Raw genomic sequence first — 14,508 nt, forward strand, 5'->3', positions numbered from 1 at the left:
CAACATTAGCCGGAGTTTCTCCCATGTCTCATACCTTGGCTGTGCACCGTCGGAGCGCGTTAGTTTCACCCCTCATCGCCGCGCTGGCGGTGTCGGGTTGCCTGACCTTAGCCTTCTTCGGCGAGTATCTGCTATTTCTCTTTGCTGCGCTGTTCACCATGTTGCTGCTGGGCGTGCCGATCGCCATCAGCTTGGCGGGTTCCTGCCTGCTTTATGTCTATCTCTCCGGACGGGTGCCGGACGTGGTGGTCGTGCATCGCATGATCAATGGCATCGACAGCTTTCCGTTGTTGGCGATCCCCTTTTTCATCCTGGCTGGTAACCTGATGAACAATGGTGGTATCACCAACCGCATTTTCGATTTCGCCAAGGCGCTGATGGGCTGGATGCGTGGTGGTCTGGGTCATGTCAACGTCGGCGCCAGCATCGTCTTTTCCGGCATGTCCGGTGCGGCGGTGGCTGACGCTGGAGGTTTGGGTACCATCGAGATCAAGGCCATGCGCGATGCAGGCTACGACGAGCAATTCTCGGTGGGGATCACGGCGGCGTCCTCGACGATCGGCCCAATCATCCCCCCCAGCCTGCCAATGGTCATCTATGGTGTAATGGCGTCGGTCTCCGTCGGACAGTTGTTCGCTGCTGGGCTGATCCCAGGCCTGCTGATGGGGGGGGCGCTGATGGTGATGATCACGATCATGGCCAAACGCCGCGGCTATCCCCGCGATGCGGCATTCTCGATTCCGGTCCTGTGGTTGACGTTTCGTCGCGCCTTCTTGTCATTATTGACCCCGCTGATCATCGTTGGCGGGATCATATCAGGGGTGTTTACACCGACCGAGGCCGCCATCGCAGCGGGGGCCTATGCGCTTTTCCTGGGCGGTATGGTGTATCGCATCCTGACCTGGCGGCGGCTGATAAAGGTCAGCATGGAAACCATCGAGACCACAGCCGTCATTTTGCTGATCGTCGCTGGTGCTTCGATATTCGCTTGGATCATGACCAGCAACCAGGTGACTCAGCACGTCGTGGACATTCTGGGGCCCTTCGCGGACAACCCCATAGCGCTGTTGATTATCATCAACCTCGTGCTGATCGTGGTCGGCTGTTTCATGGAGACCATTGCAGCGATCACCATCCTAGTCCCGGTCCTGCTGCCAGTTGCCGTGGGGGCGGGCGTCGACCCGGTGCACTTTGGCGTGATCATGGTACTCAATCTTATGATCGGCCTGCTGACGCCGCCGGTGGGCATGGTGCTGTATGTGCTGTCGCGGGTATCTAATATTTCCTTCGAGAACTGCATGCGCGGCACGCTACCGTTTCTGATTCCGCTGGTTGTTTCGCTGCTGCTGGTGACGTTTATCCCTGCCATTTCGCTTTGGCTGCCGACCCTTGTCTACCGTTGAGTTTGACTGAAGGAGCTGAATGCCAATGACATTCGATTCAACGGATTTTCGCGTTGTTGTTGCCGACCTGGAGCGTTTTATGGGTCTGATCCTGCACAAGGCGGGGACAAATACGGCCTCCGCCCAGGCCGTGACTCGCGCACTGGTCACGGCCTCGCGCATGGGGACGGACAGTCACGGCCTGCGGTTGTTACCGCACTACATCCAGGCTCTGCAGGGCGGGCGTATCAAAGGCCAGCCCGAGATGCGCTTTACGCGTCGCCTACCGGCCACGGGATATCTGGATGCTGATGATGGCTTAGGGCATCTGGCAGGCTACACGGCAATGAATCATGCCGCCGAAATGGCCGAGACGGTGGGGCTCGGTGCCGTGGCGGTGGGTAACTCCTCGCATTTCGGTGCTGCGGGTTGCTACGCCCTGGCTGCGGCAGAGCGCGGGTTGATTGGCATGGCCTTCTGCAATTCCGACCCTTTCGTCCTGTTGCACGCGGGCAGGGCACCGTTTCATGGGACCAACCCCATCGCCTTCGCGGCACCCCTGAACGGTGACGAGCCCTATCTGCTCGACATGGCGACCAGCTCGGTACCTTGGAACCGAGTTCAGCAGTACGGCGCTATTGGTCGTGAACTGCCGGACCAGGTCGCGGCTGACTCCGCAGGTCGCGTTACCCAGTCCCCGGCCGAGGTCTCTGCGCTATTGCCGCTGGGCGGTAATGATTTCGGCTTCAAGGGGGCAGGGCTTGGCGGCATGGTCGAGGTGTTGAGTTCTACGCTTGCGGGCATGCTCAACGGTTTTCGTCTCTTGCCGATGGGTGGACCCGACATGGCGACGCCACGTGGGGTGGGTCACTTTTTCTTGGCCATGAATCCGACCGCCTTCAGCGAGAGTGCGTCCTTCGAAGCCTGCCTTCGCGAGTACCTCGTGGATTTGCGTACCCAACCGGTCAATGAGGGTGCAGAGGTGTTGGCACCCGGGGATCGCGAGTGGCGCTGCCGTGCCCGGCGGGATGCCGATGGCATTCCTCTTGATAGTGCCAACCAGGCGGCTTATGCCGCGCTGGCGGCGGAGTTCGATGTTGAGCCGCTGGCGCCCCTGCCCTGAAAAAGACGTCGTGCCAGCCTCAGAATGGCGAAAAATACTGTAAAATGTATCTAGAGCTGAAGATAGCTACTCTTTCTTCATTGAAAACAGTCAGGAGAAAACGTACGTGAGTAGATACCAGGTGGAGCGCAAGACACTATCTGAACAGGTTGCTGACCGGCTGGAAACCGAGATCATTGAGGGGCGCTTGAGCGAGAATGCTCAACTGCCCTCGGAGAGGGAGCTGATGGGCCAGTTCGGGGTCGGTCGTCCGGCGGTACGCGAGGCATTGTTCTACCTGCAACGCCTGGGCCTGATCGTCATCAACAATGGCAAGCGCGCGCGGGTCATTCGTCCCACGGCGGAGGCCGTGATGGCACGCCTTTCCGGTGTGACTCGTCAGCTTCTCTCCAAACCCGACGGGCAACAGTATTTCCAGGAGGCCCGTGCCATGTTCGAGATCTCACTGGCGCGCTATGCCGCCGTCAATGCCAGTGAGGAGGATGTTCAGCGCCTGCGTGATGCCTTACAAGACAATCGCGACGCGATCGGTGATGAGGCGCGCTTCAAGCGTTCCGACAACTATTTCCATGGCGTCCTGGCCAGCATCGGCCGCAACCCCATCTTCGATGCCATCCATGTGGCTCTTTCCGAGTGGCTCGACGACCGTCGCGCCCAAGTGCTTCAGCAGCAGGACGAGGACAAGGCAGCGACGGCGGCGCATGCGGAGATCGTCGAAGCCATCGAGTCACGTAACGCCGATGCCGCCGAGGCGGCAATGCGGCGTCACCTGGATCGCCATTACGGTACCTACATGCAGCTCAAAAAGCGTCTGTCATCGACGCCCTGAGGGCTTACGTGCGACAGGTTGAGGATGTGCAGCTTGCGCTGCTCTAATGGAGAGATGTCGTTCACTATCTGGGTGCAGGGATATCGGCAGGGCAACTCGATCCCCAAAATATCATGAACGGCCCAGAGGGTTCGATGGAGGCGGAGAAGTTGGGGATGCGGGTAGGCGCGATTGCCTTGAGGCGCTGGCTATTGGAATGAAGCAGTTCGCAGGACATCGGCGTGAATCGGCGCCGACGTGGTGAAAGCGCGCGTTCAGCAAGCGAGTCAGTCGCATGGGGAAACTGGCGGGCAGGCTGACGCTCACCACGACCGTCAGTTTGCCCGAGGGCAGAGTATTGCACAGACGCCGATGGCCAGGCATCTCTTTAGCGCGAGTTGGTCCAGCGATAAGATGAAGGAGGGAGTCAAGTGGTCGACAGACGCTGCCAGCATGTCGCACATGCTGCCGTCGCGATGCACGTCGATGACCGTGATTCGCTGGTTGCAGTTGGTGAGCTCTTTGTGGAAGGCACGGCATTCACCGCAGCGCGGAGTAGGGAATGACGGAGGCGTTCTGTTCCACCAGTGCCTGGTCGTGACCGTCGCCCAAGTGCGCGATCTCGCCGGCTAGTTCGTGTCCCTTTACGCGCAGATAGGCAAAGTAGGGCTGATTGCAGCCGAATGCGTGAATATCGGTGCCAAAGATGCCGACTCGCCGGATGCTCAGCAGGGCCTCGCTGACATCGCAACCCGGCGCTAATCTTTCATCGCGTTCCATATAGTCGAGGGCGAGCACAGACGATGCCGCGCATGGCTCTGCGCTCCTGTTTCAGGCGAGTTTGATTCAGGTGGGGTCGTCGGCGATCACTTGCTGATTCTGTTCGCCCAGCCCCTTGATACCCAGGCGCATCCGCTGGCCGGGGCGAAGGTAGATAGGTGGCTTTTGGCCCATGCCAACGCCTGGTGGGGTGCCGGTCGAGATCACATCACCTGGCTGAAGGCTCATGAAGCGACTCAGGTAACTGATCAAAAAAGGAATCTGGTAAACCATGGTGCGGGTGTTGCCGTCCTGGTAGCGCTTGCCATCGACCTCGAGCCACATATCGAGCTCATGCGGATCGGCAATCTCGTCGGGTGTGACCAGCCAGGGTCCCATCGGACCGAAGGTGTCGCAGCCCTTGCCCTTGTCCCAAGTGCCGCTGCGCTCGAGCTGGAACTCGCGCTCAGAGACATCGTTGATTACGCAATAGCCGGCCACATGTTTCATAGCATCGGCTTCGTCGATGTACTTGCCCCCTTGGCCGATCACCACGCCCAGCTCAACTTCCCAATCGGTTTTCTGCGAGTCACGAGGGATCATAACGTTGTCATCAGGGCCGCATATGGCGCTCGTCCACTTGTTGAATACCACCGGCTCGGGAGGAACTTGGGAGCCGGTTTCGGCTGCGTGATCCGAGTAGTTGAGTCCGATGCATACAAACTTGCCGATCCCGCCGACGCAGGGGCCCAGGCGTGTGCCTTGAGGCACCTCGGGCAGGGTGTCGGGGTCCAAGTCGGCCAGCATCGCTAGGCCGTCGCGACTGATGTGGAGGCCGTCGAGGTCGGGCAGGTGGGCCGACAGATCGCGGATCACGCCCTGGGTGTCTAGCATGCCGGGCTTTTCCTGACCCCGAGGGCCAAAGCGCAGTAATTTCATGAGTGCTTCCTTTGTCAGATGGGCTCTGTGTATCTTAGTTGGGAATCGTCTAAAGAGGTATCGTCAGGTTAACCAGCCGCCATCAATGATCTGGGCGGAGCCGGTGGTATAGGCAGATTCGTCGGCGGCCAAATAGGTGGCGAGGGCCGCGATTTCGTCGGCGCTGCCGAGGCGACCCAGAGGCTGTCTAGCGTTGAACTCGGCGTAGACCTCATCCTCCTTGCGACCCTGCTGTTCGGCCTGGGCGCAAATGCGCTGGCGCAGCGAAGGTGAGTCTACGGTGCCCGGACAAATGGCGTTACAGCGGATGCCTTGGCCGATGTAGTCGGCGGCCACTGACTTGGTCAGCCCTAGAACCGCGGCCTTGGTGGTGCCATAGGCGCAGCGGTTGGGCACGCCCTTGAGGCTCGATGCCACCGAAGCCATGTTAATGATACTGCCACCGCCGTTCTCGAGCATGGCGGGCAGCAGCGCTCGCGTCATACGCATCATTGCCATGATGTTGAGAGATAGCGACAATTCCCAATCAGCATCGGTACCCTTCAGCAGCGAGCCGCTGGCCACGTAGCCCGCGCAATTGAAGAGGATGTCGACGGGCCCCAGTTCGGCAGCCAGCGCCTCGATGGCAGCGGCATCCAGTACGTCCAGTCGTCGGGTCTCGATGCCGGGCGTGCTGGCTAGTTCGGCCAGGGTGACTTCATTGATATCGGTGGCAATGACCCGTGCGCCCTCAGCGGCGAATCGCAGGGCCGTGGCTCGGCCGATGCCTTGGCCCGCTGCGGTGATCAGGGCTGTTTTGTTATTTAATCGCATGGCAGGTTCCGTGATCGTTAGTAATTTTAAGGTCTATTGGCGTAAGTGTTATTAACCTAGTATTTAGTATGACAGGATAATAGTCTGACATCTAGATTTAGCCTTATGCAATATGAAATGAGTCTGAAGAGAAATTGTGTTTTTAATATCAAATGAGCCTGAAGCAAGTGCAGGATTTGTTCATGATGGCGGGATGAAAAACATTATGAAGCTAGTGTCCTTTAACAAAAATTCGTATATATAATTATTCTGTCCTGTATAATCTGACAAACAGACACAGGAGAGGTGCTCATGGCGCGGATAGCTAGACCCCTTGAAGTGAGTGACTCTGAACGAAAGGAGCTGGAGTCGTGGTTGCGGCGACAACGCATGCCTGCCGCTGAACAGTTGCGAGCGCGCATCATTCTGCTAAGTACTGAAGGCCTTCCGGGCAGTGTTGTCGGTGACCGCGTTGGGGTGACCTCCGAAACGGTGAATAAGTGGCGAAATCGTTTCAAGGCGCGCCGGGTTGCAGGCCTGACTGATGCGCCCAGAACCGGTCGGCCTCGAACCATAAATGATCAAAAGGTTACTGATTTAATTAATAAAACGCTCAGGGAAAAGCCAAAAAATGCTACCCACTGGTCGACTAACCTGATGGCAAAAGAGGCCGGATTGAGCGCTATGTCGGTGAGTCGAATCTGGCGGGCTTTCGGTTTGAAGCCACATCGCCATGATACCTTCAAGCTGTCTACCGACCCCCATTTTGTAGCCAAGGTTCACGATATCGTTGGCTTGTACATGAACCCGCCAACGAAGGCGTTGGTGCTGTGTGTTGATGAGAAGAGTCAGATACAAGCCATCAATCGAACTCAGCCAGCGCTACCCCTGTCCTTCGGGCACACGGAAACCAGAACACATGATTACGTCCGACACGGCACCACAACGCTGTTCGCGGCACTTGATATAGCGACCGGGGAAGTGATCGGCAGGCTTCATCGCCGACACCGTGCAACGGAGTTCCTGGCCTTTTTAAAAGAGATTGATCGCGCGGTTCCGCACGATATGGACGTTCATCTAGTCATGGACAATTACGGGACGCACAAAACGGCAAAGGTGCGCGCCTGGTTTGCCGCGAGGCCTCGCTATCACGTGCATTTCACGCCGACTTCAGCGTCCTGGATCAATCAAGTCGAGCGGTTCTTTGGGCTGATTTCAGAGCGCTGGATTAAACGAAATTCACATCGCAGTACACGAGAGCTTGAGAGCTCGATCAAAGACTATCTGAAGATTTACAATGACGACCCGAAACCCTTTGAATGGCATAAATCTGCCGACCAGATTATTGAGTCAATCGCTAGATTATCAGACAAACTCAATAAACAAACGGACTTCTGTTAAGAGACACTAGGAAAACACTGATTAATTCAGCTTGAGTCTCTGATTTGGTCAAACAAAATTCTCGATAATCAAATCGACCAGGAACGATCATGGAGCAGGCGATTTCGTCGACACGAAAAAGAAGATTGGACGTGAGCGGTTTTTGGCCGAGATGGAACAGGTCGTGCCCTGGCCGACTAGGCACTGGAGGATGCCGTTTATGGCAGCCAGGTACCCGCACGACTGCTAGAAAGCTACCTAGTTCCCATCCATAAACATAAAGCCCTGAATCAGGTACCGCCGAAGACGGCCATTGGCAAAGCGCTGCATTACCTGACCAGTCAATGGGAAAAACTGACGGTATTCATGACGGACGGTCGCATCCTGTTGGATAACAACCCGGCGGAGAGTGCCATTAGCCCGTTGGCTCTTTAGCCAAACACCAAAGGGCGCGCACGCCAGCGCCAGACTCTACAGCCCGAGCCAATGGCATTGAGCCCCTACACTAATATGGTGGAAGTGCTCGTCAAGCTGCCTTCAACGACAACCGACGATCAACTTGACCGGCTATTGCCCTGAAACCAGGGCGAAACCATTCCTGTAGTTCGCGGAGCGCTGACGCCTAATACTAGTACCGACCCGAAGGCTAAATCCGTCTCCAGGTGCTTTAACTTCGCCTAAAAGGTGAGGTTAAAGCCAAAATTGGCGATTTTGTCGGTAAAACTGGACTATTAAATGTAGAATGAGAAAAAGGATTATTTCTCAGGCGGAATTTGGTTAGCTTGCAATTAGTTGCCGTCGCTCTTTAATTAATCAGCGTTTTCCTAAGTGAGTAATACCGAGAGCAGGGAGGTTGAGACATGGAGGGGGCAACAACTATCTTTACTCTTGGTCCTGAGCCGAGGGTTGGTCTCGATCTTCCATGGCAATATATGTGACGTTATGATTTGAATCTTGGATCCTGGATTCAAGTATTAAGTGCAGCACCGCTCGTATCCAAGCCCCCTGAGTATTCGCCCCAGAAAACGTCTGCCGGTGTGCGATAACCCAGCCGTTTTCGTGGTCGGTTATTCAGTCTGTTCACCGCTTGCCTGATTGCCTTTCTGGATACCTTGGCGAAGTCGGTGCCTTTCGGAAAGTATTGCCTCAATAGGCCATTCGTATTCTCGTTGGAGCCACGCTGACTGGACCGGTAAGGGTCACAAAAATACGACGTCAGCGACAGCGCTTTGCTAAATGTTTGGTGGTCCGAAAATTCAGAACCGTTGTCCAGTGTCAGCGTCTGTACGGCCCCTCTGATCGGCCTTAACTCACGGATGATGACCTCTGTAACTAAGTTGGCTTTCAGCTTCGGCACACAGTCTGCGAGCAGGTAGCCGGACCGTCTTTCAACCAGAGTAACCGCGCCTGAATTCTTATGCCCGTGAAGGATTGTATCTCCTTCCCAGTGGCCTATATGCAGACGATCATCGACGGCTTTAGGGCGGCACTCAATGCCTACGCGATCCGAGATCTTGCCTAACCCCGCTCGCTTGGCAAGATGGCGCTGATAACGTCTCTGGTAAGGCAAGCGACAATACCTCCAGAGGTCGCCACCGGCTATTTTGTCCCGGTAAATCAGGTTGTAAATCCACTGTTGGCTGACTTGGACACTGCCAACTCGCCTCATAAAACCGGCTATCTGACCAGGACTCCATTCACTCTGAATCTGCTTGGCCACCCAATCTATCAATGAGGGCGCTCGTTTATGAGATTTGCGAGCTGCTTTGCGCCGACGTCTGGACAAACGACTGGCTTCCATCGGCTCGTATGCAGTCAGACTTCGATTGCGATGCAGTTCCCGACTGATGGTCGAGCTGTGGCCGTTGATCTCCCGAGCTATTTTCCGCTGGCTCCAGCCTACTCTCAAGAAGGCCGAAATCTGGTATCGTTGTGCCTGGGTCAGTTGTCGGTATCCCATGATTCTCTTCACTTTGGTCGGTAAAGCGAATGAGGGTACCGGCAACGGCCCTCCTACCTCTACCTGTTAATCCAAAGTGCTGCACTTATTCTATGAATCCAAGAATAAAGTAATGACGCTAACGCAAATAGTCAGGAATGTTGAGGGCGCCATTGTCACGAAAATCGCTAAGACGCTCCTGTACCTTGGCTTCAGATCGTGCCAGATGAGCGGCGAGCGCTTGACTCGCCAATTCACCTTCTTTATTAAGCATTCTTGTAAAAATTTCCAGGTGATCATGAAAAAACGGATCTTGATCTGGGAGTGCGACAGTCGAACCCAGTATATGCTTGCTAATAAGCAACACGGGATAGGTGCGTTTTAGCATATTAAATATCTCCAGATTGCCACCCATGCGAACGGTTTTATTATGCAAGTCACTTTCGAGCTCATCAAGTGTCCCGCCCTCAACGTTAGGATATTTCTCTGCTGTTTTTTCAAGTTTCTCAATGAATTTTTTTATTTCTTGTTCGGACATATTGAGCGTTGCCCTTGAAATCATAAAAGGTTCAAGCTGCCTACGCGCTTCGTAGAGATTTCGCAGTCGTTCACTATCCAAAGGCACAATTGACCAGCTAGAATACTTAACTTTTTCGACCACTCCAATCGATTGAAGATAAAGAAGAATTGGGTGAGTAATCGTACGACTGACATTATATTTCTTAGCCAGTTGCAATTCGTTGAGTTCAAATCTACCTTTTATCGAACTTAAAACTACATCATGCTCGATAATATCAGCAATGCCACGCCATGTATCTGTTCGTTCGATCTTGGAATACTCATCCAAAGCGCGAAAATCGTTAGCGGTTAAATTCCGCCTGATAGGTTCAACGGAAAAATCTCCCACCATATATCCTCGTCCATAAAAACGAAAAATAAACTTGTTTTCATGCAAACGCTGTAATGCCTGACGAACAGGAGATCGACTCATACCAAATATTTCAGAAATATTCCCTTCAAGTAGTACAAGCCCGGGCTCAAGATAACCATTAGCTATACTTCGTTTAAGCGCCTCATATAGCTGGCCTTTCAAAGATTGCGACATTCAAGAAACTCACTATATAATGACTATTTAAGGGGCCAGATAGGCTCCATTAGAGTAAAACGTCCTGCATCCACGGTAAAAATTAATCATCAAATCAATTAAATGGTTTACTGTCACTATTTTCGCCTGATGTAGAATAAATTATAGTTTCAAATATATTTTCACGAACTTTATTTGACTTGAAGGTATCGTTCATAATGATGCCACAATCTATATTTTCAAGAATGCTGACATTGACCTTTATATTCGTTAACAACTTAATACACCGCGGCCTCAATAACTAAGTGCAACACCCTCAGAACGAGTATCGTGTTGCGATGAAAAGAACCGACCACCATCTCAGTCACATGGATCGGGCCACGCTAATGCTAATGCTGATGCGGGGCCAGGGCTATAGTCTACGAGCCATTGGCACGAAGCTGCACCGGGCTCCCAGTATCCTCAGCCGGGAGCTAGTGCGTCATACCGGCGAAGGTCGCACTTACGATGCAGGCCAAGCCGTCGAAAGGGTCTGCGCAGCTAGAACACGTTGCCGCCCCCGGTGCACATTGATCGAAGGCACGGACCTGTATGCCGTTGTCCTCGATATGCTCCGAAACCGATGGTCTCCTCAGCAGATCAGCGGCACACTGAAAGCTATGTTTCCCAATCATCCCGAGTACCAAGTCTCTCACGAGACCGTCGACAAGACGATCTATGCTGTGCCTTACGGTGAACTTCGCAAGGAGCTGGTCGCCTGCCTGCGTCAGGGGCACACTCAGCGCCGTCCGAGAGCGGGAGGTGTGGATCGCCGTCAACAAATCCCGGACCTGGTCAGCATTCATCTGCGCCCGCCCGAAGTTGATGAGCGCATCTTGCCTGGCCATTGGGAAGGCGACCTGATTAAAGGGGCCTTCAACCGTTCTGCCGTGGGCACACTGGTCGAGCGCGTCAGTGGCTGGGTGTTCCTCGCCAAGATGGATGGGGCCACTGCCACAGCCGCCGTCCAGGGCTTCAGTGCAGCACTCAATCAAGTGCCCCTGGAAATGCGCCAGACGTTCACCTACGATCAAGGACACGAACGGGTACGTCACGCAGAAATCACTCGGAGAACCGGCACAGCGATCTACTTTGCCGATCCGCACAGCCCCTGGCAGCGCGCGATCAACGAGAATACCAACGGGCTATTGCGCCAATACATGCCCAAGGGAACAGACCTGTCCGTGTGGAGCCAGGACGACTTGGATGCCATCGCTTTCCAGCTCAACACCCGGCCTCGAAAGCGGCTGGGTTTCAAGGCACCGCTGGAAGTTTTTATGGATCTGCTCAAACGTCAGTAAAATAAGTCAACTAAGCCCATAGATATCCATGGCATGTAGGTAATGGCAATCAAGCAAGCTAGTACTACAAGCACAAAACGTATCAACCATGGCAATAACTGGTCAACCGATAGCTTGGCTACCGCGCAAGCGGCAAATAGATTAACGCCCAACGGTGGAGTAAACATACCGAGCGCCAAATTCACTACAACAATCAGCCCAAAGTGCACTGGATCAATCCCGTACATTATCGCAATTGGGGTGAAAATTGGCGCCAGTACCAGAATCGCAGCGGAGGTCTCAATGAACATCCCCACAATCAACAACATGACGTTCACTGCCAGTAAGAACGAAATTTGGTTGTCGAACACGACCGTGACCCAACCGGCTATCTCATTTGGCAGCCCAGAGCGGCTGATCAGAAAGCTGAACAATGATGCGGCCGCAATAATCAACATTACGGCTGATGTGGAAATAACGCTGTTGCGCAGGATTGGTATCAATTCCTTAACGCTCAGTTCCCGGTATATAAACCCGCCCACGATAACCGCATAAACCACTGCCACGGCGGATGCTTCGGTCGGAGTGAATACACCACCATAGATCCCGCCAATCACGATCACCGGCATAAGCATAGCGATCCAAGCGCGTTTCACAGCCACGGGGAGGTCTTGGCGATCTTCATGATCTCGCAAGCCATAGCCCCGAACTTTGCAAAACAAATAGAGAAACAGCAGCAGGGCGCCGCCAATAAGAAGACCCGGACCAATACCCGCTATAAACAGCTTACCAATAGACGTATCAGTGCTGACCCCGTACAAAATCAGCGGAATGGATGGCGGAATAAGTACGCCCAACTCTGCGGAGGAAGCTTGAATCGAGGCTGCCAGTGGACGAGGATAACCATGTTTGACCATCGCCGGAATCAAAATGGAGCCGATGGCGAAGGTTGTCGCCACACTGGAACCAGATACTGCCGCGAACATCATGCAGGTGAGTACGCAGGTCATCGCTAATCCACCCTGCACGCCGCCCACCATTGCTTTAGCAAGATCCACAAGGCGCCGAGAAATTCCGCCTGCAGCCATGAGATTCCCGGCGAGAATAAAGAAGGGAATGGCCAATAGTGGGAAATTGTCGATGCCGATAAACATTTGCTGAGGCACCAGTAGGAGAGGTAATCCTGAGAAAAACTCAATACCGATAATTGAAGCAAGCACAATCGACACCGCGATCGGCACACCCAAGCTGAACAGTATAATCAAGGACAGTCCAATCGCAGCGTTCATGACTTGACGCTCGGTTCAGGTTCGTTTGGTTTTAGTTTTGAATAGGACGCGACCGGTACTGCCGATACAGTTTCATCGGCCGGCACTTCACTGTCTACCGGCCCTATGGTCTCAAGTCCCGTGGCCTGTGCCATCAACCGGGCCATAATCGCGACTAGCGCTAATAACGCACCAGTTGGCATAGCGGCATAAACCCAGCCGATAGAAACTCCAAGGCCAGACAGCATCTGCGAACGAACGCGCCAAGTCATGGCTGTTCCATAGTAGACCAGCACAAGGAACACGATTACACAACACAGGACAACGAATGCTTCTATCCAGATCAGACGCCGTGTGGGCAGCAATCTGTAGATCAATTCCACCGACATCATAAAGCCTCCGCGAAAGCCTGCGGCCGCACCAAGAAAGACACACCAGATCATGGCAGAGCGGGAGATAACTTCCGACCAAGTTGATGGTGAGTTCAAAAAAAACCGAGTTATTACTTGATAAAAACCGAGGGACACCGAAATAATTAGCATTGCTGCAGCTGCCAACATTGACAACCGGGTGGTCCAGCGTTCAAATCGCAGGAAATAATTCACCATTGGGATGGTCCTGTGGTGTTAAACGCCCGGTATACTGATACCGGGCTGACATGACAGCTCACTTAGCAATCGCTAGCCTGGATAAGGCCCAACATTTTGCTGCCATATTGATCTGTGTATATTTTGTACGCGGGCTCCGCTGCTTTCTGGAATGGCGCCTTGTCAATATCAGTTTCTACTTCCATGCCTTTGTCACGAAGCAGCTTCACACCATCTAACTCAAGACGAGACACTTCGGTACGAGTGGCCGCTACCGAGGCTTTAGCTGCCTCGAAAAACCAGCCGCGCTGCTCATCGTTCAGGTCGTTCAACAAGATCGGAGAAGCCAGGACAATCGCTGGCGAATAGACATGGCCAGTTAGTGAAAGGTAATCCTGAACCTCCCAGAACTTGGTAGCCACAATAACCGTACTAGGGTTTTCCTGACCGTCCACAGTGCCCTGCTGCAACGCAGTAAATACCTCTGGGAACGACATTGGCGTTGGATGAGCGTCCATTTGCTTAAACGCCTCCATGTGTACTTTGTTCTCCATAGTACGAATCTTCAAACCGGCCAAATCCTCAGGCGTCCTGATTGGGTGCTTGCTGTTAGTAATATGACGGAATCCGTTTTCTGACCAAGCTAGGCCCACCAGATTATGCTCTCCCATCTTGTCAAGCAGGGATTGACCAATATTGCCATCCAGCACACAGCGGGCTTGCTCATAGCTCTCGAACAGGAACGGCAGGTCCAGTACATAGGTCTCCGGTACAAAGTTACCCAGCGGTCCGGTGGAGGTAATCACTAAATCGACGGTTCCGATCTGCAAACCCTCGATCATAGCGCGCTCGCCACCGAGGGACCCAGAGGGGTGCTCGAGAATTTTGAATTCGCCGTCACTAAGGCGTTCCAGAGTTTTCTTGAACGCGTCAGCACCGACTGAGTAATGAGAACTGTCCGATAATGTATGCCCCAAATTAATGGTCTGTTGAGCTTGGGCATTGATCGTAATCAAAGACAGCGTAGCGGTGAAACCACCCATGGCAAGTGAGAGCATGCTTCGTAGGGATTTTATTTTCATTGTTGATCCTTTGATTTGTAGTTGCATACTTATGATTTCCTCTGAC

At 53.7% G+C, this 14,508-nt stretch carries 13 protein-coding genes; 5 read left to right on the forward strand and 8 right to left on the reverse strand.

Annotated features, from left to right (window positions below):
- The first annotated feature begins 23 nt into the window (after positions 1–23).
- The 3 genes from MIH18_RS16585 (at position 24) to nanR (ending at position 3,334) form a co-directional block, all read left to right on the forward strand.
- Positions 24–1,403 carry a TRAP transporter large permease gene (locus MIH18_RS16585; RefSeq protein ID WP_249012948.1) on the forward strand — a complete coding sequence of 460 codons (1,380 nt, stop codon included), beginning with the start codon at positions 24–26 and terminating at the stop codon, positions 1,401–1,403.
- 25 nt (positions 1,404–1,428) lie between these two features.
- Positions 1,429–2,505, forward strand: coding sequence for an Ldh family oxidoreductase (locus tag MIH18_RS16590; RefSeq protein ID WP_249012949.1), 1,077 nt, complete (start codon positions 1,429–1,431; stop codon positions 2,503–2,505).
- Positions 2,506–2,611: 106 nt separating this feature from the next.
- Positions 2,612–3,334 carry a transcriptional regulator NanR gene (gene nanR, locus MIH18_RS16595; RefSeq protein WP_249012950.1) on the forward strand — a complete coding sequence of 241 codons (723 nt, stop codon included), beginning with the start codon at positions 2,612–2,614 and terminating at the stop codon, positions 3,332–3,334.
- Positions 3,335–3,853: 519 nt separating this feature from the next.
- Here nanR and MIH18_RS16600 read toward each other — a convergent pair.
- The 3 genes from MIH18_RS16600 to MIH18_RS16610 all read right to left on the reverse strand — a co-directional run bounded on the left by MIH18_RS16600 (position 3,854) and on the right by MIH18_RS16610 (position 5,824).
- The gene (locus tag MIH18_RS16600; protein WP_249012951.1) at positions 3,854–4,111 is read right to left on the reverse strand and encodes an alcohol dehydrogenase catalytic domain-containing protein; all 258 of its coding nucleotides are present in this window, start codon (positions 4,109–4,111) and stop codon (positions 3,854–3,856) included.
- Positions 4,112–4,159: 48 nt separating this feature from the next.
- On the reverse strand, positions 4,160–5,011 hold the full coding sequence (locus MIH18_RS16605) for a fumarylacetoacetate hydrolase family protein (protein ID WP_249012952.1): 852 nt from the start codon (positions 5,009–5,011) through the stop codon (positions 4,160–4,162).
- Positions 5,012–5,074: 63 nt separating this feature from the next.
- On the reverse strand, positions 5,075–5,824 hold the full coding sequence (locus tag MIH18_RS16610) for an SDR family oxidoreductase (protein ID WP_249012953.1): 750 nt from the start codon (positions 5,822–5,824) through the stop codon (positions 5,075–5,077).
- Between the two features lie 291 nt (positions 5,825–6,115).
- Here MIH18_RS16610 and MIH18_RS16615 point away from each other — a divergent pair, with 291 nt between their 5' ends.
- The gene (locus tag MIH18_RS16615; RefSeq protein WP_249012954.1) at positions 6,116–7,204 is read left to right on the forward strand and encodes an IS630 family transposase; all 1,089 of its coding nucleotides are present in this window, start codon (positions 6,116–6,118) and stop codon (positions 7,202–7,204) included.
- Positions 7,205–8,150: 946 nt separating this feature from the next.
- Here the strand turns inward: MIH18_RS16615 and MIH18_RS16620 are convergent.
- Both MIH18_RS16620 and MIH18_RS16625 read right to left on the reverse strand, forming a co-directional pair.
- Positions 8,151–9,143: an IS30 family transposase gene (locus MIH18_RS16620; RefSeq protein ID WP_249012955.1), complete on the reverse strand. Its 993-nt coding sequence runs from the start codon at positions 9,141–9,143 to the stop codon at positions 8,151–8,153.
- Positions 9,144–9,261: 118 nt separating this feature from the next.
- Complete coding sequence (locus tag MIH18_RS16625; RefSeq protein ID WP_249012956.1) at positions 9,262–10,227, reverse strand: GntR family transcriptional regulator; 966 nt, start codon at positions 10,225–10,227, stop codon at positions 9,262–9,264.
- 317 nt (positions 10,228–10,544) lie between these two features.
- Here MIH18_RS16625 and MIH18_RS16630 point away from each other — a divergent pair, with 317 nt between their 5' ends.
- On the forward strand, positions 10,545–11,546 hold the full coding sequence (locus tag MIH18_RS16630) for an IS30 family transposase (RefSeq protein WP_249012957.1): 1,002 nt from the start codon (positions 10,545–10,547) through the stop codon (positions 11,544–11,546).
- Here the strand turns inward: MIH18_RS16630 and MIH18_RS16635 are convergent.
- The 3 genes from MIH18_RS16635 to MIH18_RS16645 form a co-directional block, all read right to left on the reverse strand.
- Entirely contained in the window at positions 11,540–12,814 is a 1,275-nt protein-coding gene (locus MIH18_RS16635; protein ID WP_249012958.1) for a TRAP transporter large permease, read from the reverse strand. The two genes, MIH18_RS16630 and MIH18_RS16635, sit on opposite strands and share 7 nt — an antisense overlap.
- A complete protein-coding gene (locus tag MIH18_RS16640) occupies positions 12,811–13,401 on the reverse strand; it encodes a TRAP transporter small permease (protein WP_249012959.1) in 591 nt (196 codons plus the stop codon). Before MIH18_RS16640 ends, MIH18_RS16635 begins: the two co-directional genes overlap by 4 nt.
- Before the next feature lie 62 nt (positions 13,402–13,463).
- Positions 13,464–14,462, reverse strand: a complete 999-nt coding sequence (locus MIH18_RS16645) for a TRAP transporter substrate-binding protein (protein WP_249012960.1) — start codon at positions 14,460–14,462, stop codon at positions 13,464–13,466.
- Positions 14,463–14,508 lie beyond the last annotated feature (46 nt).

The sequence above is a fragment of the Marinobacter sp. M3C genome (genome assembly GCF_023311895.1).
In the GTDB taxonomy this organism is placed as follows: Bacteria; Pseudomonadota; Gammaproteobacteria; order Pseudomonadales; family Oleiphilaceae; genus Marinobacter.